At 70.0% G+C, this 19250-nt stretch carries 21 protein-coding genes and 1 tRNA gene; 8 read left to right on the top strand and 14 right to left on the bottom strand.

Features of this window, described 5'->3' with window-relative positions; all coding sequences use genetic code 11:
* Positions 1-37: 37 nt before the first annotated feature.
* The 6 genes from LZP97_RS18205 to pcaH are packed head-to-tail and all read right to left on the bottom strand — an operon-like array spanning position 38 to position 5895.
* Complete coding sequence (locus tag LZP97_RS18205; RefSeq protein WP_010595735.1) at positions 38-1249, bottom strand: acetyl-CoA C-acetyltransferase; 1212 nt, start codon at positions 1247-1249, stop codon at positions 38-40.
* 26 nt (positions 1250-1275) lie between these two features.
* Positions 1276-2067, bottom strand: a complete 792-nt coding sequence (locus LZP97_RS18200) for an IclR family transcriptional regulator (protein ID WP_371851024.1) — start codon at positions 2065-2067, stop codon at positions 1276-1278.
* Positions 2068-2069: 2 nt separating this feature from the next.
* Complete coding sequence (gene pcaDC, locus LZP97_RS18195) at positions 2070-3236, bottom strand: bifunctional 3-oxoadipate enol-lactonase/4-carboxymuconolactone decarboxylase PcaDC (protein ID WP_048771490.1); 1167 nt, start codon at positions 3234-3236, stop codon at positions 2070-2072.
* Positions 3233-4573, bottom strand: coding sequence for a lyase family protein (locus tag LZP97_RS18190; RefSeq protein ID WP_234574869.1), 1341 nt, complete (start codon positions 4571-4573; stop codon positions 3233-3235). The genes pcaDC and LZP97_RS18190 overlap by 4 nt, the downstream gene beginning before the upstream one ends.
* 13 nt (positions 4574-4586) lie before the next feature.
* A complete protein-coding gene (pcaG, locus tag LZP97_RS18185; RefSeq protein ID WP_048771494.1) occupies positions 4587-5183 on the bottom strand; it encodes a protocatechuate 3,4-dioxygenase subunit alpha in 597 nt (198 codons plus the stop codon).
* Positions 5176-5895, bottom strand: coding sequence for a protocatechuate 3,4-dioxygenase subunit beta (gene pcaH, locus LZP97_RS18180; RefSeq protein ID WP_010595730.1), 720 nt, complete (start codon positions 5893-5895; stop codon positions 5176-5178). The genes pcaG and pcaH overlap by 8 nt, the downstream gene beginning before the upstream one ends.
* 169 nt (positions 5896-6064) lie before the next feature.
* Between pcaH and LZP97_RS18175 the strand changes: the two genes are divergently transcribed.
* Together LZP97_RS18175 and LZP97_RS18170 are read left to right on the top strand one after the other, a co-directional pair.
* A complete protein-coding gene (locus LZP97_RS18175) occupies positions 6065-6811 on the top strand; it encodes a CoA transferase subunit A (RefSeq protein WP_048771497.1) in 747 nt (248 codons plus the stop codon).
* Positions 6808-7461: a CoA transferase subunit B gene (locus LZP97_RS18170; protein ID WP_010595728.1), complete on the top strand. Its 654-nt coding sequence runs from the start codon at positions 6808-6810 to the stop codon at positions 7459-7461. Before LZP97_RS18175 ends, LZP97_RS18170 begins: the two co-directional genes overlap by 4 nt.
* Before the next feature lie 49 nt (positions 7462-7510).
* Here the strand turns inward: LZP97_RS18170 and LZP97_RS18165 are convergent, their stop codons facing one another.
* Complete coding sequence (locus LZP97_RS18165; RefSeq protein WP_026137541.1) at positions 7511-8122, bottom strand: carboxymuconolactone decarboxylase family protein; 612 nt, start codon at positions 8120-8122, stop codon at positions 7511-7513.
* A 63-nt stretch (positions 8123-8185) separates the two neighbouring features.
* On the opposite strand from LZP97_RS18165, the gene LZP97_RS18160 reads away from it, so the two are divergent.
* Both LZP97_RS18160 and LZP97_RS18155 read left to right on the top strand, forming a co-directional pair.
* Complete coding sequence (locus LZP97_RS18160) at positions 8186-8653, top strand: MarR family winged helix-turn-helix transcriptional regulator (protein WP_010595726.1); 468 nt, start codon at positions 8186-8188, stop codon at positions 8651-8653.
* A gap of 101 nt (positions 8654-8754) precedes the next feature.
* A complete protein-coding gene (locus tag LZP97_RS18155) occupies positions 8755-9306 on the top strand; it encodes a peroxidase-related enzyme (RefSeq protein ID WP_017679747.1) in 552 nt (183 codons plus the stop codon).
* Positions 9307-9310: 4 nt separating this feature from the next.
* On the opposite strand, the gene LZP97_RS18150 is transcribed toward LZP97_RS18155, so the two are convergent.
* The 4 genes from LZP97_RS18150 to LZP97_RS18135 form a co-directional block, all read right to left on the bottom strand.
* Positions 9311-10450, bottom strand: a complete 1140-nt coding sequence (locus tag LZP97_RS18150; protein WP_040270978.1) for an AI-2E family transporter — start codon at positions 10448-10450, stop codon at positions 9311-9313.
* Between the two features lie 204 nt (positions 10451-10654).
* Positions 10655-10731 (bottom strand) — tRNA-Met (locus tag LZP97_RS18145).
* A 12-nt stretch (positions 10732-10743) separates the two neighbouring features.
* The gene (locus tag LZP97_RS18140) at positions 10744-11496 is read right to left on the bottom strand and encodes a FadR/GntR family transcriptional regulator (protein ID WP_048771500.1); all 753 of its coding nucleotides are present in this window, start codon (positions 11494-11496) and stop codon (positions 10744-10746) included.
* A gap of 107 nt (positions 11497-11603) precedes the next feature.
* Positions 11604-13271 (bottom strand): L-lactate permease, encoded by a 1668-nt coding sequence (locus tag LZP97_RS18135; RefSeq protein WP_010595722.1) that lies wholly within the window; start codon positions 13269-13271, stop codon positions 11604-11606.
* Between the two features lie 187 nt (positions 13272-13458).
* Here LZP97_RS18135 and LZP97_RS18130 point away from each other — a divergent pair, with 187 nt between their 5' ends.
* From LZP97_RS18130 to LZP97_RS18115, 4 genes are read left to right on the top strand one after another with little or no spacing between them, the layout of a single operon-like run.
* Positions 13459-14223 carry a (Fe-S)-binding protein gene (locus LZP97_RS18130; protein ID WP_010595721.1) on the top strand — a complete coding sequence of 255 codons (765 nt, stop codon included), beginning with the start codon at positions 13459-13461 and terminating at the stop codon, positions 14221-14223.
* Positions 14220-15722, top strand: a complete 1503-nt coding sequence (locus tag LZP97_RS18125) for a LutB/LldF family L-lactate oxidation iron-sulfur protein (protein WP_040274606.1) — start codon at positions 14220-14222, stop codon at positions 15720-15722. The genes LZP97_RS18130 and LZP97_RS18125 overlap by 4 nt, the downstream gene beginning before the upstream one ends.
* Entirely contained in the window at positions 15719-16342 is a 624-nt protein-coding gene (locus LZP97_RS18120) for a LutC/YkgG family protein (RefSeq protein WP_010595719.1), read from the top strand. Before LZP97_RS18125 ends, LZP97_RS18120 begins: the two co-directional genes overlap by 4 nt.
* Positions 16339-16590, top strand: coding sequence for a WhiB family transcriptional regulator (locus tag LZP97_RS18115; RefSeq protein WP_010595718.1), 252 nt, complete (start codon positions 16339-16341; stop codon positions 16588-16590). The genes LZP97_RS18120 and LZP97_RS18115 overlap by 4 nt, the downstream gene beginning before the upstream one ends.
* A 202-nt stretch (positions 16591-16792) precedes the next feature.
* On the opposite strand, the gene LZP97_RS18110 is transcribed toward LZP97_RS18115, so the two are convergent.
* Genes LZP97_RS18110 through LZP97_RS18100 form a run of 3 tightly spaced genes read right to left on the bottom strand, consistent with a single transcriptional unit; the run spans position 16793 to position 19214 of the window.
* The gene (locus LZP97_RS18110; protein ID WP_010595717.1) at positions 16793-17161 is read right to left on the bottom strand and encodes a hypothetical protein; all 369 of its coding nucleotides are present in this window, start codon (positions 17159-17161) and stop codon (positions 16793-16795) included.
* Positions 17158-18378 (bottom strand): hypothetical protein, encoded by a 1221-nt coding sequence (locus LZP97_RS18105; protein ID WP_010595716.1) that lies wholly within the window; start codon positions 18376-18378, stop codon positions 17158-17160. The genes LZP97_RS18110 and LZP97_RS18105 overlap by 4 nt, the downstream gene beginning before the upstream one ends.
* The gene (locus tag LZP97_RS18100) at positions 18378-19214 is read right to left on the bottom strand and encodes a hypothetical protein (protein ID WP_225222978.1); all 837 of its coding nucleotides are present in this window, start codon (positions 19212-19214) and stop codon (positions 18378-18380) included. The genes LZP97_RS18105 and LZP97_RS18100 overlap by 1 nt, the downstream gene beginning before the upstream one ends.
* Positions 19215-19250 lie beyond the last annotated feature (36 nt).

The following is a 19250-nucleotide window of genomic DNA, read 5'->3' as shown; positions in this document are numbered from 1 at the left end:
TTGGGCTGCCCTGGCAGCCCAAAGGACACACCGGCGGCTACGCCGCCTTCTCGAACACCGCGGCCAGGCCCTGGCCGCCGCCGATGCACATCGTCTCGAGGCCGTAGCGCCCCCCGCGACGGTCCAGTTCGCGCAGCAGGGTCGCGAGGATGCGGCCGCCGGTCGCGCCGACCGGATGGCCGAGGGAGATGCCGGAGCCGTTGGGGTTCAGGCGGGTGTCGTCGGGCTCGAGGCCCCAGCTGCGGGTCACGGCGAGGGTCTGCGCGGCGAACGCCTCGTTGAGCTCGATCACGTCCATGTCGGCCAGGGTCAGGCCGAGCCGGCCGAGGGCCTTCTCGGTGGCCGGCACCGGGCCGATGCCCATGGTGCGCGGCGGCACTCCCGCCACCGCCCAGCTCGCGAGCCGGGCCAGCGGGCGCAGTCCCAGCTGGGCCGCCTTCTCGGCGGTGGTGACGATCGCGACGGCCGCACCGTCGTTCTGACCGCTGGCGTTGCCGGCGGTGACGGTCGACTCCGGATCGATCCTGGCCCGGATCGGGCGCAGCGTGGCGAGCGATTCGACGCTGGTGTCGGCGCGGGGGTGCTCGTCGGTGTCGACGACGAGCGGCTCACCCTTGCGCTGCGGCACCGACACGGGAACGATCTCCTGCGCGAAGACGCCGTTCTTCTGCGCGGCGACAGCCCGCTGGTGCGACTGCACCGCCAGGGCGTCCTGGTCCGCCCGGCTGAGGGAGAACTCGGCGCGCAGGTTCTCCGCCGTCTCGATCATGCCGCCGGGCACCGGGAAGTCGCGGCCGCCGGCGGTGACCCGCGCGCGGGCCAGCCGGTCGGACAAGGCCACGGCCTCGCCCTTGACGCCCCACCGCATGCCGGTGGCGTAGAACTCGGCCTGGCTCATCGACTCGGCGCCACCGGCGAGGATCAGGTCGCTGCCGCCGGACTGGACCTGCATGACGGCCTGCAGGATCGCCTGCAGGCCGGAGCCGCAGCGCCGGTCGACCTGCAGTCCCGGAACCTCCACGCCCAGACCGGCGTTCAATGCGGCGACGCGGCCCAGCGCGGGAGCTTCGCCGTTGGGCGAGGCCTGACCGAGGATCACGTCGTCGACGTCGGTGCCGGCGAGGCCGGTGCGGGCGACGAGCTCCCGGATCACGGTGGCGGCCAGGTCTTCCGGCGCGACGTCCTTCAGGACGCCGCCGAAACGGCCGACGGGGGTACGGAGGGGTTCGCAGATCACGACGTCGCGCATGGCACTTCCTTGTCGGGGAATCGGGGTCAGTGGTTCTGGGTCCGGGCGAGGTCGGACGAGATCGCCGCCGCGGTGTCGACCACAGCGGGCACGAGGTCGCTGTGGACGGCGTCGAGGCTGTAGCGGGCGGCCTGGGTGGAGATGTTCACGGCCGCGACGACGGCACCCGAGGCGTCGCGGATGGGTGCGGCCAGCGACCGCAGGCCCTCCTCGAGCTCCTGGTCGACGATGCAGTAGCCGTCCCGCCGGATCCGGTCGAGCTCGGCGCGCAGGTCGGCGGGAGTGACGAGGGTCCGCGACGTGAGGGGCTCGAGCGTCGCGGTGGCGAGGTAGGCGTCGAGGTCGGCGGGGGACAGGCCGGCCAGCAGCACCCGGCCCATCGACGTGGCGTGCGCCGGGAAGCGGGTGCCGATGGTGATGGAGACGGTCATGATGCGGCTGACCGGCACCCGCGCGACGTACACGACGTCGCCGCCGTCGAGCACGGACACCGACGTCGACTCGTGCACCTTCTGGGCGAGCGCCTCGAGGTGCGGGCGGGCGACGTCCGGCAGCGTCAGACTCGACAGGTAGCTGTAGCCGAGTTCGAGCACGCGCGGCGTCAGCCAGAACTGGGAGCCGTCCGTACGTACGTATCCGAGCTCGACCAGGGTGAGCAGGAACCGTCGCGCGGTGGCCCGGGTCAGGTCGGTGGCCTTGGCGACCTCGCTGAGGGTACGGCGCGGATGCTCGGCGTCGAATGCCTTGATGACGGACAGTCCGCGGGCGAGGGACTGCACGTAGTCCGGCGACGCCGCGATCGGTTCGCCGTGGGTCATCGTCATGTGGTGCTCCCTTCGCCGTCTGCGAGTGCCTGCCGGCCGAGCGCGAAGGCCCGGTTGCTGTTCGGCACTCCCGCGTAGATCGCGGTGTGCAGGAATACTTCCACGAGCTCGTCGGGGTCGGCTCCGGCGCGCAGCGCGGCCCGGATGTGCATGTCGAGTTCGTGTTCGTTGCCGACGGCGGTGAGGATCGCCAGGGTCAGCAGCCGGCGGGTGTGGTGGTCCAGGCCCGGCCGCGACCACACATCGCCCCACGCGGTGCGGGTGATGAATTCCTGGAACGGCCGGGTGAACTCGGTGGCCGACGCCACGGCCCGGTCGACGTGGGCGTCGCCGAGGACCGTGCGCCGCACCCGCATGCCCTGCTCGAATGCGGCGGTGCGCTGCGCACCGGCGGGCGTCGCACGGGTGATGTGTTCGCGGATGAGGGCGGTGATCCGGCCGGCCTGCTCGACGTTGGCCAGGTGCGCGCCCGGGCCGACGACGTGGAAGTCGGCGCCGGCGATGCCGTCGGCGATGAGCTGCATGGTGGCCGGCGGGGTGGCCGGATCCTGCTCGCCGGCGACGACGAGGGTGGGCGCGACGATGCGGGCCAGGTCGGGGCGCCCGTCCCACGTCGCGAGCGCCTCGCAGCAGGCGGCGTATCCCTCGTCGCTCGTGCCGGAGACCATCTGCACGTGCCGTGCGACGAGTTCGGGGTCGCGTTCGGCGAGTTCGGGGGTGAACCAGCGGCCGACGATCGACTCGGCGATCGATGCCAGCCCGTCGGCGCGGACGGTCGCGGCGCGGTCGAGCCACGGCTGGGCCGGGGCGAACGCGGCGGACGTGCACAGCAGCGTCAGGGTGCGGATGCGCTCGGGACGGTGCGCGGCGAGCCACTGGCCGACGGCACCGCCGAGCGACAGGCCCACGAAGTGCACCGAGTCGAGGCCGAGGGAATCGAGGAGCGCGACGACGTCGCCACCGAGATCGGCCACCGTGTAGGGCCCGTCGACGACGGGTGACTTGCCGTGCCCGCGGTGGTCGACGGCGACGACGTTCGCGATCGGGGACAGCGCGGTGATCTGCGGCGTCCACATCGACCGGTCGGAGCCGAGGGAGCCGAGCAGCACGACCGGCGGGGCCGCGGGGTCGCCGTACTGTTCGTAGTCGAGCGTGACTGTCATGCTTGTCCTCCGAGGAGCCGGTCGTGGTGGGCGAGGGCACGGTCGACGAGATCGCCGGCGTGGCCGAGGTAGCGGGTGGGGTCCAGCAGGGCGCGGACCCGGTCGGCACCGAGGTGTCCGGTGATCGCCGGGTCGCGGTCGAGGGGGGTGCCGGTCTGCGCGGCGGCGGTGACGATGTCGCGGGCCTCGTCGGTGTGCTGGGCCAGGGCGGCGGTGACCTTCTCGCCGAGGATCGCGCCGCCCGTACGGTCGAGGTTGCGGGCGAGTGCGTCCGGGTGGACGTGCAGTCCGCCGAGGCTGGTCGAAAGCTGATGTGCCGCACCACCGGTCAGGCGCAACAGGTCGGTGAGCGGCTCCCATTCGGCGTGCCACGCGCCCGCGGCGCGGGCGAATTCGTGGTCGGTCGATGCGAGCACGGTCGCGACCAGGCCGGGTACCCGGCGGGCGGCGGCACGGGCGGTGATCGCGGCGACCGGGTTGCGCTTGTGCGGCATCGCCGACGAACCGCCGGGCGCGTCCTCGCTCACCTCGCCGACTTCGGTGGCGGCCATGAGCACGACGTCGGTGGCGGGTTTGGCGACAGCACCGGCGGCGACGCCGAGCGCCGTTGCGAGCCGGGTGACCGGGGTGCGGGCGGTGTGCCACGGCACGAGGGACCGGGCGAGGCCGAGCAGGTCGGCGAGGGTGTCCGCGAACGCGAGTCCGTCGGGGTGCACGGCCGCGAGAGTTCCTGCTGCTCCGCCGTATTGGGCCGGCAGATCGCCGAGGGTGCGGTCCAGTTCGGAGGTGGCGTCGTCGAGTGCGACGAGCCACGTCGCGGCGAGGGCGCCGAACGTGGTGGGCAGCGCCTGCTGGCCGAGCGTGCGGGCGACCGTCGGGGTGTCACGGTGCCGCCGGGCCAGGTGCGCCGCGGCGTCGGCGGCGTCGCGCAGCTCGGCGACGACGCGCCGGCCGGCCTCGCGGGCGAGCAGCATCAGCGCGGAGTCGAGGACGTCCTGGCTGGTGGCCCCGACGTGCACCGCGGCGGCGGGGGCGTCCGCGCGCGCCCGCAGGATCTTCACCAGCGGGATCACCGGATTGCCCCCGGCCGCCGAGAGCCGGCCCAGTTCGGCCGGGTCCAGGTCGCGGCCGAGGTCGTCGGCCGCGGCGGCGACGGCGACGACATCGGCGGGGGTCGCCCGACCGTGCTTCTCGGCGGCGCGGGTGATCGCCACCTCCACCTCGAGCAGGGCGGTGATCCACGCGCGGTCGGACAGCAGCGGCGCGAGGTCGGCGGCGCCGAACACGGGGTCGAAGAGGGCACCGCGGGTGGGGTCGGACTGCGCCGGCACGGTCAAGACACGCTCCCGTCTAGATCGCGAAGAACGGCGTCTCCACACCGTTCGGATCGAGGTCCTGAACGTACACGGTCCAGGCGTACCCGTCGTCGGACTTCTCGGCGATCAGCTTGCGCCGCTGCGTTTCCGGCAGCGCGGCGAGCACCGGGTCGGTCGCGTGCGCGGCGAGATCCTCCGGGAAGTACAGGCGGGTGCAGAGACGATCGAGCATGCCGCGGGCGAAGATCCCGACGTTCAGGTGCGGCGCCTCGTCGGCGTCCGTGTCGGACTCGTGGGCGCCGGGCTTGATCGTGTAGACGGTGGCGGTGCCGGTCTCGTCGGCGGCGCTGCGGGCGAAGCCGCGGAAACCGTCGGTGCCGAACCGGCCGTCGGCGTCGGCCTGCCAGGTCTCGACCATCGCGTCGGCGATCGGCGTACGGTCACCGTCGATCACGGTGATCCGCACGGTGATCCGGCCGGGCGTGTCGGCGGGGACGACGTTCTCACCGTCGGCGCCCCAGTCGAGGCCGATCTTCCAGTACGGGCCGACGGTCTGCGACGGCGTGGGGCCGAAGGTGGCCGTGCTCTGGTCGCCGGGGGTGACGGGGTAACGAGGAGCGAACTCACTCATCGTCGTCCTCCTCGTTCTCGAAGGGGGTGGCCTCGCGGCCGCGCAGGACGATGTCGAAACGGAATCCGAGGGCCCAGTTGTCGACGGTGGCGTCGTAGTCGAAGACGCTGACCATGCGGTGCCGTGCCTCGGCGGGCACCGAGTTGTAGATCGGGTCCTGGAAGAACATCGGGTCGTCGGGGAAGTACATCTGGGTGACGAGCCGCTGGGTGAACGCCGTGCCGAACAGCGAGAAGTGGATGTGGGCGGGGCGCCACGCGTTGTGGTGGTTGCGCCACGGGTAGGCGCCGGGCTTGATCGTGGTGAACCGGTAGTTGCCCTGGGCGTCGGTGACGCACCGGCCGACGCCGTCGAAGTGCGGGTCGAGCGGGGCGGGCCAGTTGTCGTTCACGTGCCGGTACCGGCCGGCGGCGTTGGCCTGCCACACCTCGAGCAGCGTGTGCGGGACGGGCTTGCCGTCGCTGTCGAGCACCCGGCCGTGCACGATGATGCGCTGCCCGGCGGCCTCGCCGCCGTGGGCGAGGGTCAGGTCGGCGTCGCCCTCCTGCACGCGGTCCTCGCCGAAGACGGGTCCGGTGAGTTCGCCGAGGCGCTGCGGGATCAGCGTCAGCGGCTGGGCCGGGCGGCGCAGCGCGGTGGTCCGGTAGTCGGGGAAGTCCAGCGGCGGGTGTGCGCCGTCGGGGCGCGCAAAGCGGGGCGGCAGATGAAGCATGAGACCTCGGTGTTCGGCGCGTGTTCGCGATATGGACGGAGGGACGCTATGCGTACAAGGCTAGTGGGTCACCCGGCACGAATCAATATTCGAAACTGAAACAGTATCGAAATGGTTCGCATGACGGACGAGGGTTCACATTACGTACGACTGGCGCTATCGTAAGGGCATGGACAAAGTCGTTGCCACCGCCGCCGAGGCCGTAGCCGACATCCCGAACGGCGTCACCATCGCCGTGGGCGGATTCGGCCTGGTCGGCGTCCCGGAAATCCTCATCAACGCGCTGCTCGACCAGGGCGCCACCGACCTCGAGACGGTCAGCAACAACTGCGGCACCGACGGCTTCGGCCTCGGCGTACTGCTGGAGAAGGGGCGCATCCGACGCACCATCTCCTCCTACGTCGGCTCCAACAAGGAGTTCGCCCGCCAGTACCTCTCCGGCGAGCTCGAGGTGGAACTGACCCCGCAGGGCACCCTCGCCGAGCGGCTGCGCGCCGGCGGCGCGGGCATCCCCGCGTTCTTCACCCCGGCCGGCGTCGGCACCCAGGTCGAGGAGGGCGGGCTTCCGCTGCGCTACGACGGCAACGGCGGCATCGCGGTCGCGTCGCCCCCGAAGGAGGTCCGCGAGTTCGACGGCGAGACCTACGTCATGGAGCGCGGAATCGTCGCCGACTACGCCCTGGTGCACGCCTGGAAGGGCGACCGGCACGGCAACCTCGTCTATCGCGCGAGCGCCCGCAACTTCAACCCGCCCGCCGCCACGTCGGGCCGCATCACCATCGCGCAGGTCGAGCACCTCGTCGAACCGGGCGAGCTCGACCCCAACGAGATCCACACCCCCGGCATCCACGTCCAGCGCGTCGTGCCCGTCGGACCTGTCGCTGTCGGCATCGAGAATCGGACGGTTCGTTCATGACCCAGACCGCCACCACCGTGAAGAAGCTGACCCGCGAGCAGATGGCCGCGCGTGTGGCCCGGGAACTCTCGGACGGGCAGTACGTCAACCTCGGCATCGGCATGCCGACCCTGGTGCCCAACTACCTCGATCCGGGCGTCGAGGTCATCCTGCACTCGGAGAACGGCGTGCTCGGCGTCGGCCCGTACCCGACCGAGGACGAACTCGATCCCGAACTGATCAACGCCGGTAAGGAAACCATCACCACCATTGCGGGCGCGTCGTTCTTCGATTCGGCGCAGTCGTTCGGGATGATCCGCGGCGGCCAGATCGACGTCGCCGTCCTGGGCGCGATGCAGGTCTCCGCGAAGGGCGACATCGCCAACTGGATGATCCCCGGCGCGATGGTCAAGGGCATGGGCGGCGCGATGGACCTCGTCCACGGTGCCAAGCGCGTCATCGTGATGATGGAACACGTCACGAAGAAGGGTGAACCGAAGATCTTCGACGAGTGCACCCTGCCGCTGACCGGCAAGCGCTGCGTCCAGCGGATCATCACCGACATGGCCGTCATCGACGTCACCGACGAGGGCCTGAAGCTCGTCGAGACCGCGCCCGGCGTGAGCGTCGACGACGTCGTCGCCGCGACGGCCGCGACCCTTCTCGTCTGATCTCACCGTCTCCGAAAGGCTCACGGGCCGAACACTTACGGGCCGAATGTCACACCGCGTCGATCTGACCGACCGAATGTGACATTCGGCCCGTCGGCGTCGGAGCCGGTGCGGGGTGCCACGCGAACGAAGCGAGCGGCGGGTCCAGTTCGGCACCGGTGAGGCGGTTGGCGAGCGTCGAGAGGGTGAAGGTGCCGACGCCGAGGACGACGTCGAGTGCATGGCGGGTGGTGAAGCCGGCGGCGGTGAACGCGGCCCACCGGTCGGCCGGGACCGCGCCCGCCGAGTCGAGCACGGCGACGGTGAATGTCCGCAGGGCCTCGAGTCGGGGATCGGTGAGCGGTCGGCCGGCCCGCAGGGCGTCGACGAGGTTGCCCGGCGCACCCATCCGCGTCAGCACGGCGGTGTGCAGTGCGACGCAGACGTGGCATTCGTTGCGCGTGGCGATCGTCAGCACGAGCACCTCGCGTTCGAGTTCGTCGAGGCTGCTGCGCTCGAACAGCGCACCGGCGCGGGTGAAGGCGGACAACAGTTCGGGGGATTCCGCCATGAGCGCCACGGCTGCCGGCACGTAGCCGAACTTCTGCCGGATCGCTTCCATGGTGGCCCGCGACGCCGGGGGTGCAGTCTCGGGTCGATGGTGGAGGAATGCTGTGGACACGGGACGGCCTCCGATAAGATAGACAATGTGGTTGACGAAATAGTAAACCGAGTTGTCGAAAATGTGCAAGACCCGACCCCGGGCTACGAGCTGCCCCTGCTCCTGTTCGCCGGATTCCGCTCGCTCGTCGACGCGCTGCATCGCCGGCTGGCCGAGGAGGGTCACCCGGACGTGCGTCCGGCCCACGGGTTCGCGATGCAGGCCGTCGGAGCGACCGGCGCGTCGGCGAGCGAGATCGGACGCCGCCTCGGCGTCTCCAAGCAGGCCGCCGGCAAGACCGTCGACCGGCTCGAGCGTCTCGGTTACGTTCGGCGCGAGCCGGATCCGTCGGACGCGCGGGCGCGGATCGTCGTGCTCACCGACCGGGGCCTCGACTGCCTGCGGCGGTCGGCGGTGATCTTCGACGACCTGCGGGCGGAGTGGGGGCGGACGCTCGGTGCGGACCGGCTCGAGCGCCTCGAGGTCGACCTGCGCGCCGTCACGCACGGTCAGGACGTCCGGCTCGACGCGCAGGCGTGGTTCGACCGGTAGCCGGGGCGGCTGGGGCATCTGGACAACTCGGTTAACAGCGATTAACTTCGAGACTCGTTGCCGACGGACCAGGAGGCCCCGTGAGTACGCGCTTTCCCGCCATGGAACTGAAGGATCTGCCCGAGGACATCGCCGCGCGCGTGCTCGAGGTGCAGGAGAAGTCGGGCTTCGTGCCCAACGTGTTCCTCACCTTCGCGCGACGTCCCGCCGAGTGGCGGGCCTTCTTCGCCTACCACGACGCGATCATGCTGCGCGAGGACTCCGGCCTCACCAAGGGCGACCGCGAGATGATCGTGACGACGATCTCCGCCGCCAACAACTGCCTGTACTGCGTCGTCGCGCACGGGGCGATCCTGCGGATCTACGAGAAGAAGCCGACGGTGGCCGATCAGGTCGCGATCAACTACCGCACCGCCGACATCACCGCGCGCCAGCGCGCGATGCTCGACTTCGCCACCAAGGTCAACGAGCGGGCATACGAGATCGACGACGCGGACTTCGAGGCTCTGCACGCACACGGCTTCACGGACGAGGACGCCTGGGACATCGCCTCCGTCACCGCCTTCTTCGGTCTGAGCAACAGGATGGCCGGCGTCGCCGGCATGATGCCCAATCCGGAGTTCTACCTGATGGGCCGGATCCCCCGCGCGTAGCCGCTCAGCCGTCGCCCGGTTCGGGGCCGGGCACGGCGGCGGCGTCCGTGTCGCCGGTGTCGATGACGAGCTCGTAGCGCCGGCCGTACGTTTCCACGAGAGCCTGGAGGACGGCGACGACCGGGACCGACACCAGCGCGCCGATCGCACCGAACAGCGACGCCCCGACGATCACCGACCCGAACGCGACGGCCGGATGGATCGACACGGTCTTCGACGTGATGCGCGGGTGCAGGACGTAGTTCTCGACCTGCTGGTAGGCCGTGCCGAACAGCACCACCCACAACCCGTCGATCGGCTGGTTGGCCGCGGCGATGATCGCGGGCAGCGCGATCGCCAGGTACGTCCCGAGGGTGGGCACGAACTGCGAGACGATTCCGGTCCACAACGCGAGCGGCAGCCAGTACGGCACGCCGATGATCATGAGGAAGATGCCGGTGCCCACGGCGCTGACCGCACCGAGGATGAGGCGGGAGACGACGTAGCCACCGGCCTTCTCGACGGAAATCTCCCACACGGTCGAGATGACTCGTTGCTGCCGGGCCGGGAACCAGCTCGAGATCGTGCGGCGCATCGCCGGGCCCTCGGCCGACATGTAGAACACGAACAGCAGCATGGTCATGGCCTGGAAGACCACGCCCACCACCGACGACACCACGCCGAGCACGCCGGGGGTGAACCGCTGAACCAGATCGCGCACCGTCTCGGGGGTCAGTCGCAGCAGTTCCGGACCCGTGGTGAAGTTCGTGTCGAAGACACGATTGGCCCATTCGGTGACTGCGGTCAGCGCGTCCGGTAAGGCTTTCAGCAACTGGCCCAACTGTTCGGCGAGCAACGTCCCGAACAGAGCGACGAATCCGACGGCGAACGCCAGCAGTCCGAACAGCACCAACCCGGTGGCCGCTCCCCGGCGCAGCCCGTGACGCTCGAGCCAGTCGACGACGGGCTCGAGCGTGATGCTCAGCAACCATGCGAGAAACAGCAATCCGAGGAAGCCGCGCAGGTTGTGGAACAGCCAACCGGACAGCTGGTAGGCGGCGACGGCAAGGAGGACGTACAGGATCGCCGGGCGAAGCCACTGTGGAGCCCGGGGTCCGTTGCGTTTGCGGTGTGCCGGCAGCGGGGCCGGCCCGTCCTCGCTCATCGCACTCTCCGCGGTCGCCCGACAGATCCGTTCACAGCCGGAATCTACCCGTCCGCGCCGCCCGGGCAGAGCGAATGTATCGGTCGCCACCACTATCGAGACGGACGATGCCTTCGCTCGACGAGGCCGGGACGAGCGCGAGGCGAGCCGGACGAGGCCGATACGACGAAACCGGCCCGGACTCGTGAGAGTCCGGGCCGGCGGTGGTAGCGGGGACAGGATTTGAACCTGCGACCTCTGGGTTATGAGCCCAGCGAGCTACCGAGCTGCTCCACCCCGCGTTGCATCACCGACTATACACGAGGTGGAGAGTGCTCCGTTCCAGGGTCGTCCGGGCGGTCCTGGAGACGCCCGAGGCTCTCCGCGTAGTAGCCACGAATGTGGTCGACGATGCGGGAGCGGGCGAGGTCGGCGTCGCCGGCGCGGACCGCCTCGAGCAGTCCCCGGTGCTCGCACCGCAGCCGGGCACACGTCGTGGGCCAGGTGGCGAGCGGAGCGCCGGCGAGCACGTAGCTCTCGATGGAGTCGCGCAGTCCGGTCATCATCGCCGCGATCACCTGGTTCCCGGCAGCGTCCGCCATCGCGATGTGGAACCGGGCGTCGAGCACCAGGAACTCGTGGGCCACGAGTTCGGCGTCGTCCATCGCGTCGAGCAGTTGTTCCGCGTGGGCGAGGTCGGGGGCCGGATCGCTCTCGGCCAGGGCGCGCATCACCTCCGTCTCGAGGACGAGCCGGGTCCGGACCACGTCCGCCACCGGGAAACTCTGCGCCGCCACCTGCATGCGCATGAGCATCGACATGCCCCCGGTGGGGCGCGAGACGATCATCGCGCCCGCCGTCGGCCCGGATCCGGTCTGTGCGCTGAGCAACCCGAGCGCCTCCATGACGCGCAGGGCCTCCCGCACCGACGAGCGGCCCACGCCGAGATCGGCCGCCAGGACGCGCTCCCCGGGCAACCGCTGGCCGGGCGCGAGTTGTCCCGAGACCAGTTGCTGCTCGAGGTGGTTCAACACGGTCTCCCATGCGCGGGGCTCGGAGTGCGGCATGGTGTGAGCCTATGCCGGTCGCCGGACGGGCCGGACGCTCGGCGGCCGGGCGCGACGTTCCGGGTGCGGCAGAGGAGATCCCGTGCCGCGTCCGCCCGGGGGACGACTCACGGCAGCATCCACGACAGCACCGGCGTCGACTGGAGGTAGACCAGCACGCACAGCAGGGCCAGCATGCCGACGCTGTAGCCGACGACCTTGCGCAGCAGCAGCGGCTCGCTGCCCGGCCGGCCGACAGCGGTCGCCGCGATGGTGAGGTTCTGCGGGCTGATGAGCTTGCCCACGACACCGCCCGAGGTGTTCGCCGCGACCAGCAGCGTCGGATCGATGCCCGCGGCCTGCCCCGCGGTCTGCTGCAGCCGCGCGAACAACGCGTTCGCCGAGGTGTCCGAGCCGGTCACCGCGGTGCCCAGCCAGCCCAGGATCGGCGACAGCAACGCGAAGATCGCGCCGGTTCCGGCGAGCCACGTGCCGATGGCGACGGTCTGCCCGGAATGGTTCATCACGTAGGCCAGGCCGAGCACCGTGGCCACGGTGGCGACGGAAAGCCGCATCTTCCACAGTGTCCCGGGGAAGGTGCTGAGGGTCAGGCGCACGGTCATCGGGAACCGGCCGCCGCCGCTGAACACCGTGTACACGAGGCCGACGACGATGCCCGAGAACAGCAGGAGGGTACCGGGATTCGACAGCCACGGCAGCGTGTAGATCGCGCCCGTCGAAGGATCTCCGCTCGCGGTGAGCAGATTCCCGTACAGGCCCGGCCATTCGACCTTGATATCGGTGCCCGCCAGCCACTTCGGCACGTCCACGCCGAGCGTCCACAGCTTGGCGATGCCGAACACGACGATGACGAGCAGGTACGGGAACAGCGCCATCGCCGTGCGTGCGGCACCGATCGGTTCCGCGGTGACGTGCGAGTGCTGGTCGTCGGGGGTGCTCGGACGCCAGAACCGCAGCATGACCACGGCCGCGGCGAGGCCGACGAGGGAGGCGACGACGTCCGTGAGCTCGTACGAGAAGTGGCTCGAGCACCAGTACTGCGCGATCGCGAACGCGAAGCCGGTGACCAGCGCGATCGGCCACACCTGGCGGACGCCGCGCCGGCCGTCGACCAGCAGCAGCAACAGGATCGGCACGAACCAGGCGAGCACCGGTGTCTGCCGGCCGACGACGGCGGCGATCTCGGTCGCCGGGATACCGGTGAGGTTTCCGGCGGTGGTGATCGGAATTGCCATGGCGCCGAACGCGACCGGTGCGGTGTTCGCGACGAGTACGGTGACGGCGGCGCGGATCGGGGGCATGCCGATCGCGATGAGCATCGCGCCGGTGATCGCGACCGGTGCCCCGAAACCGGCGAGCGCCTCGAGCATTCCGCCGAAGCAGAAGGCGATGAGCATCGCCTGGATGCGCATGTCGCCGTGACCGACGGAGTTGAACACGTGCCGCAGGTCTTCGAAACGTCCACTGACGACGGTGAGTTCGTAGAACCAGATCGCGGTGACGACGATCCACATGACCGGGAACAGGCCGAACGTGAAGCCCTGCAGGGCGGACAGTCCGGCCAGCGGCGCCGGCATCCCGAAGCCGACGACGGCGACGACGAGGGCCACGGCGAGCGCGCCGAGCCCGGAGTACCAGGCCTTGAGTTTGAGGCCGGCGAGGAGCACGAAGAAGGTCAGGAGGGGGACCAGGCCCAGCAGGGCCGTCGCGGTGAGGTTGCCGGCGACGGCGGTGGTCGACGGTGTGTACGTCACCGCGAGCAGTTCGGTTTCCACATGAAACTCCAGGTTTGCGTCGCGGACCGCGACGGGATCTGTGGTCAGACCACAGGACCGTACACCATGACCTCGGTCACAATCCAGAACCGGAGGGAATTCGCAGAAAATCCGGACAGGGGGTGACGCAGGGCACCGACCATGGGTTACTGTGGTCTGACCACATAGACCCGATGCGGAGATCCACATGCGAATCGCCCTGTTCGCGACGTGCCTCGGGGACACGATGTTCCCCGGCGCCGTCTCGGCCACCGCCCTCCTCCTCGCGCGGCTCGGCCACGACGTCGTCTTCCCCGACGGCCAGACCTGCTGCGGCCAGATGCACGTCAACACCGGCTACCAGCCCGACGCGTTGCCACTCGTCGAGAACTACGCCGACGCCTTCGGCGACAACGGCATCGACGCGGTCGTCGCACCCTCCGGATCCTGCGTCGGGTCCGTGCGGCACCAGCACGAGATCGTCGCCGGTCGCTACGGTTCGCCGGCGCTGTGCAGCCGCGTCGACGAGGTGAAGGCCAAGACGTACGAGCTGTCCGAGTTCCTCGTCGACGTCCTCGGGGTCACCGACGTCGGGGCCTACTTCCCGCACCGCGTGACCTACCATCCCACCTGCCATTCGCTGCGCATGCTGCGCGTGGGGGACAAGCCGCTGCAGCTGCTGCGCGCCGTCCGCGAGATCGACCTCGTGGAGCTGCCGGAGGCCGACTCCTGCTGCGGATTCGGCGGCACCTTCGCGCTCAAGAACGCCGAGACCTCCACCGCGATGCTCGCGGACAAACTGTGCAACATCACCGCAACCGGTGCCGAATACTGCAGCGCCGGCGACTCGTCGTGCCTCATGCACATCGGCGGCGGACTGTCACGTCTGCGCACCGGAACCCGCACCATCCACCTCGCCGAGATCCTCGCCTCGGTAGAACCGGCCGTCTCTCCCAAGGGGGTGCCCGCGTGACCGCTCTCGGCATGCCGCCCGTCCCACCGCGCGGCTCCGGAAATCTGCGGGGTGTCGCGGCGTTTCCCGCCGCGGCGCACCAGGAACTGGCAAACACCCAGCTGCGCCGCAACATCGGCAAGGCCACCCACACCATCCGGGCCAAGCGCCTGAGCGTGACCGGCGAGCTGCCCGACTGGGAGCAGTTGCGCGACGCCGGTGCCGCCGTCAAGGCCGACGTGCTGAACCGGCTGCCGGAGCTGCTCACCCAGTTCGAGGCCGCGGTGACCGCCCGTGGCGGCGTCGTGCACTGGGCGGCCGACGCCGCCGAGGCCGATGCCATCGTCACCGACCTGATCCGCGCGACGGGCTCCGACGAGGTCATCAAGGTCAAATCGATGGCCACCCAGGAGATCGGGCTCAACGAGCACCTCGAGGAGCAGGGCATCACGGCCTACGAGACCGACCTCGCCGAGCTGATCGTCCAACTGGGCCACGACAAGCCCTCGCACATCCTCGTTCCCGCCATCCACCGCAACCGGGCCGAGATCCGTGAGATCTTCCTGCGCGAGATGCCGGGCGTCGACCCCGATCTGGACGACAATCCCCGGCATCTCGCGGCTGCGGCGCGGAAGTTCCTGCGCCACAAGTTCATGACCGTGCCGGTCGCGGTGTCGGGCGCGAACTTCGGAATCGCCGACACCGGCACGCTCGCGGTCGTCGAATCCGAGGGCAACGGTCGCATGTGCCTGACGCTGCCGCAGACCCTGATCACCGTGATGGGCATCGAGAAGCTGCTGCCCACCTACCGGGATCTCGAGGTGTTCCTGCAGTTGCTGCCGCGCTCGTCCACGGGCGAGCGGATGAACCCGTACACGTCGATGTGGACCGGCGTCACCCCCGGCGACGGTCCGCAGGAGTTCCATCTCGTGCTGCTCGACAACGGACGCACCGCGGCGCTCGCCGACGAAATGGGACGCGAAGCGCTGCACTGCATCCGATGTTCGGCGTGCCTGAATGTGTGCCCGGTGTACGAGCGCACCGGCGGCCACGCCTACGGCTCGACGTACCCCGGCCCGATCGGCGCCGTGCTCAGCCCGCAACTCGCCGGCATGGATGCCCCGGGGGATCCGAACGCGACCCTGCCCTTCGCCTCGAGCCTGTGCGGGGCGTGCTACGACGCATGCCCCGTCAAGATCGACATCCCCTCGCTGCTCGTCGAACTGCGGCACCAGAAGGTCGAGCACGCGTCGTTCGGGATCGAGGCGGCCGCGATGAAGGCGGCATCACTGGCGATGTCGTCGTCGCGTCGCTGGACGACCGCGCAGAAGGCGGCCGGACTCGGCCGGCTCCTCGCCGGGAAGAAGGGGAAGATCACCTCGCTGCCGGGTCCGCTCGCCGGCTGGACGGAAGCCCGCGACATCCCGGCGCCGCCGAGACAGACCTTCCGGCAATGGTGGAACTCCGACGAGGGACGTGCCGCGCTGGCACAGGCGCGCGAGAAGGGACGGCAGCAGTGAGCACCCGCGACGTGATCCTCGGCCGGATCCGCGACGCCCGGACACTTGCCCCACCGGTACCGGTGCAGGTACCCCGCGAGTACCGCACCGGGCGCACCCTGCCGGACGCACAGCGGCGGGAACTGCTCGTGGACCGGCTCGTCGACTACAAGGCGCACGTGCACGAGTGCGCGCCGGCCGACCTTCCCGACGTGCTCGCACGGGTGCTGACCGAGCACGGCGTGCGCCGCGTGGGGGTCCCCGCGGGATTGGACCGGTCGTGGCTCGCACGGTTCGACGGCGACGTGGTGGTGGACTCGTCCGAGATCCCCGCCCCGGACCTCGGCGACCTCGACGGCGTCGTCACCGCCTCCGCGGTCACGTGTGCCGAGACGGGCACCATCTTCCTCGACGGCGGCCCCGACCAGGGCCGGCGCGCGCTGACCCTCGTGCCGGACCTGCACGTGTGCGTCGTGCCCCTCGCCGACGTCGAAGTCGGGGTGCCCGAGGCGCTGATGCGGCTGGTGCCGGAACGCCCCACCACCATGATCAGCGGCCCCTCCGCGACGTCCGACATCGAACTCGAGCGGGTCGAGGGCGTGCACGGGCCACGAACCCTGATCGTGGTGATCGTCGGATGACCGCCACCCGCACCCGGTCCGGGTTCGGGTGGCAGTTCCGCGGCAGTTGCCGCTCCCTCGGCGAGTTCTACTTCTTCGCCCCGGACGGCGAGGAACCGGTCGTGCGGCGACGGCGGGAGGCAGCTGCGAAACGGATCTGCGCGAGCTGCCCGGTGCTGACGGAGTGCCGGACCCACGCGATGCTCGGCCGCGAGCGGCACGGGGTGTGGGGCGGGCTGTCGGAGCGGGAGCGCCGCGCCCGGTGCTGACGGCGAGGCGCTCCCGGTCCGCTCGGACGAGGAGCGCCCCGCAGCAGCTTCACCCCACGGCCGCGAGCGGTGTCGCAGTCCGGCCGGTGGCGGCCGGCACCGACTTCAGCGAAATCGAGCGCCTGGCCCTCATCGGCCGCTGACGCGGCCGGTGTGTCCTTTGGGTTGCCCTGGCAGCCCAAAGGGCACACCGCTGGGGGCGTTACGACTGCCAGGGGATCCGGTACGGCTCCTGGTCCTGCCCGGCCGCAGGCGTGGTACGCGGCGAGGCCGGGAACCACCGGAACCGCGGATTCGCCTTCAGTTCGGCGACCTCCGGTGGAACCGGATGTGCCACCGCCTCGATCTCGGACCAGCGGCACTGTCCGGCAGCAACTCTCGACGCGTACTGCCGCAGTGCGGGAGAGGCGTCGCTGCTCGCCGCGAGTTGTTCCATCACCGCATCGTCGACCTGAATGCACCGGTTCGCGCCGGCGAACCGCTGTGCGCGGATCACGGCGGTGTCGAGGTCGGTCACGGCTCGGTGGATGCGGTCCAGTGGACCGTCGAGGTGCGAGGGCACGTCCCTCACGGCGCGTCCGCCCAGGGGTTCTCGCCGACCGAGTACGGTTCGGAGGGCTTGTTCACGGGGCCGCGGACGTCTGCGACGCCGGCGAGATCGACGGCCACCGCCGCCCGGTGCTCGGTGCGCTCGTACGCCTCGGTCAACGGCGCCAGCGTGTGATCGACCTGCTCCTGCAGGGCGTTCGCCGGCGACGCCAGAGCATCGAGGAACGCCCTCAGTGCGTCCGTGAGCGCGCGGATCCGCGTCACGACGTCGTCGACGAATGCGATCGTGTCCCGAACGATCCTGGCGAGGGTGAGGATCTGTACGGCCGTGCCGGCGAACGGGACCTTCTTCAGCGCGAACTTCAGCGTCTGCATCCCGTCGTCGAACGCCACCTCTTCCTCGAGCATCTCCTTCAGCGACCGAACCGCGGTGACGATCGCTTCCCGGATCTTCTCCGCAACCAGGTTGCACGTCTCCTCGACCACGCGTCCGACCGGTCCCTCCCACCGGAGCGCGTCGACGATCCGGCCGGCGTAGTCCGTGAACGCCCGGGCAGCCTGCCCGTTCCAGTGGGGATCCAGAGCTCGCACCACGGCGTCGAGATTCTCCCCGCCGGCCTCCACCGCCTCCCCGGCGATGCGGTACGCGTTGCCGAGTCGCCGCAGTTCGTTCCAGTTTCCGTCCAGCGGTTCGATCACCTGGGCGATCGGGCTCCACTCGGTCAGCATCTCGATTGTCTTGTCGACGTCGCCGAGCCAGCCGGCCGCCTCCGCGACGATCTCACGGACGTCCTCGTCGGGGGCTTCGGGGTGAGGGAGTTCGGTCCTGCCCGCAACCCCGGTCCGGACGGGATCGGGGTACGGTCGCGCCGGGCCGGCGGCCGGTGTCTCCGGATCGTATGCGTCGATCGACTCCGGAAAGAGGAGGTTGGCATTGAGCCGTTCGTAGTTGCGTTCCTCCGTGTCGTAGTAGATCCACGCGCAGCGGTTCAATTCGATGCCGGTCTTCAGGCAGAGATCGGCAAGGACGAAGTATCGAGACTGTGCCGACGGCAGAACTGCCCGGAACCCGTCCTGGATCGTCCGCAACAGTGCACCGTCCAGTGTGCCGGCCGGCTCACCGTGGACGGCGAGGTACCGGTTGGCCCACAACACATCGTTGCCGATCTCCTGCGCAGCGACGGCAGCGCCGGCGATCTGATTCGCGGTGGCGCTGAACCTCTCGTATGTCTCGGACATCACGACCTCCTCAGCGACTCGACGAGGCCGTCGATGGAATCGTCGTCGAGCTGGCCGGCCACACCGCGATCCGCCTGCACGACGAAGACCGCGACCTCCGCTGAGGCCAGGCCGGTGGTGGCCACGAAGTCCCACCGTGCTGCCGGCGGGGCACATTCGTGGATGTGCGGGATGTCGGCTACGCGCGCCGTGATCCGGACCGCCGGATTTCCGTCGATGTCGAAATGGACCGGGGCCGAATACTCGACCGTCGGCGACTGTTCCCGGCCGGAGTACATCCACTCGACTGCTCGAACCTCGTGAGCAGCCACGGTCAGCAGGTCACCGGCGGGCCGCCCCGTGATACCCACGGACGCCAGCGTGGACGTGTCTTCCGCGGCGCAGTACCCATTCCCGAAGGAGGATGCCGAACCGATCACCATCATTTCACCGCCACGGCCGTTCCACCCCATAATGGACTCTCCCCCGAACCAGCCGGGTGGCGTGGTGTACGTGAGCCCGAACTTCGTCGGTACCGGTTGCGGTGCGCCCTCGGGAACGTCGGGCAGTTTCGGAGCCCGCTCCATCGTTGGGAATCCCGGTGGCAGTTCACGTCGTGGTGTTGTGGCAGTAGGTGACTCGGCACGTGACGTCGTGACCGGTGGGGCCCACTCCGGCGCCGCATCCGGAACATCCGGCGCCAGCAGGCTCCCTGCTGCCGATATCCCGCCGATGGCGAGCGCGCCCCCCACGCACCACAACACCACTTTGCCCAGCTCGAAGACGACGACGCCCCACTTCGACATTTCTCGACCCCCCTTGTCGACAGCGGAACCATACCAGTTGATCTGGTCCACAGGGTTTTCCGCGCCCCGAGGGTGTGGAGAACCGGG

It is taken from the genome of Rhodococcus sp. DMF-1 (genome assembly GCF_021441945.1).
In the GTDB taxonomy this organism is placed as follows: Bacteria; Actinomycetota; Actinomycetes; order Mycobacteriales; family Mycobacteriaceae; genus Rhodococcus; species Rhodococcus ruber.
This window is presented reverse-complemented; position numbering and strand designations above follow the sequence as displayed.

Excerpts from the sequence above, each read along its gene's own strand:
- LZP97_RS18205 (WP_010595735.1), bottom strand. The coding sequence starts at position 1,249 with ATGCGCGACGTCGTGATCTGCGAACCCCTCCGTACCCCCGTCGGCCGT.
- pcaG (WP_048771494.1), bottom strand. The coding sequence starts at position 5,183 with ATGAGTGAGTTCGCTCCTCGTTACCCCGTCACCCCCGGCGACCAGAGC.
- LZP97_RS18170 (WP_010595728.1), top strand. The coding sequence starts at position 6,808 with ATGACCCAGACCGCCACCACCGTGAAGAAGCTGACCCGCGAGCAGATG.
- LZP97_RS18155 (WP_017679747.1), top strand. The coding sequence starts at position 8,755 with ATGGAACTGAAGGATCTGCCCGAGGACATCGCCGCGCGCGTGCTCGAG.
- pcaDC (WP_048771490.1), bottom strand. The coding sequence starts at position 3,236 with ATGACAGTCACGCTCGACTACGAACAGTACGGCGACCCCGCGGCCCCG.
- LZP97_RS18130 (WP_010595721.1), top strand. The coding sequence starts at position 13,459 with ATGCGAATCGCCCTGTTCGCGACGTGCCTCGGGGACACGATGTTCCCC.
- LZP97_RS18105 (WP_010595716.1), bottom strand. The coding sequence starts at position 18,378 with ATGTCCGAGACATACGAGAGGTTCAGCGCCACCGCGAATCAGATCGCC.
- LZP97_RS18150 (WP_040270978.1), bottom strand. The coding sequence starts at position 10,450 with ATGAGCGAGGACGGGCCGGCCCCGCTGCCGGCACACCGCAAACGCAAC.
- LZP97_RS18140 (WP_048771500.1), bottom strand. The coding sequence starts at position 11,496 with ATGCCGCACTCCGAGCCCCGCGCATGGGAGACCGTGTTGAACCACCTC.
- LZP97_RS18200 (WP_371851024.1), bottom strand. The coding sequence starts at position 2,067 with ATGACCCACGGCGAACCGATCGCGGCGTCGCCGGACTACGTGCAGTCC.
- LZP97_RS18115 (WP_010595718.1), top strand. The coding sequence starts at position 16,339 with ATGACCGCCACCCGCACCCGGTCCGGGTTCGGGTGGCAGTTCCGCGGC.
- pcaH (WP_010595730.1), bottom strand. The coding sequence starts at position 5,895 with ATGCTTCATCTGCCGCCCCGCTTTGCGCGCCCCGACGGCGCACACCCG.
- LZP97_RS18175 (WP_048771497.1), top strand. The coding sequence starts at position 6,065 with ATGGACAAAGTCGTTGCCACCGCCGCCGAGGCCGTAGCCGACATCCCG.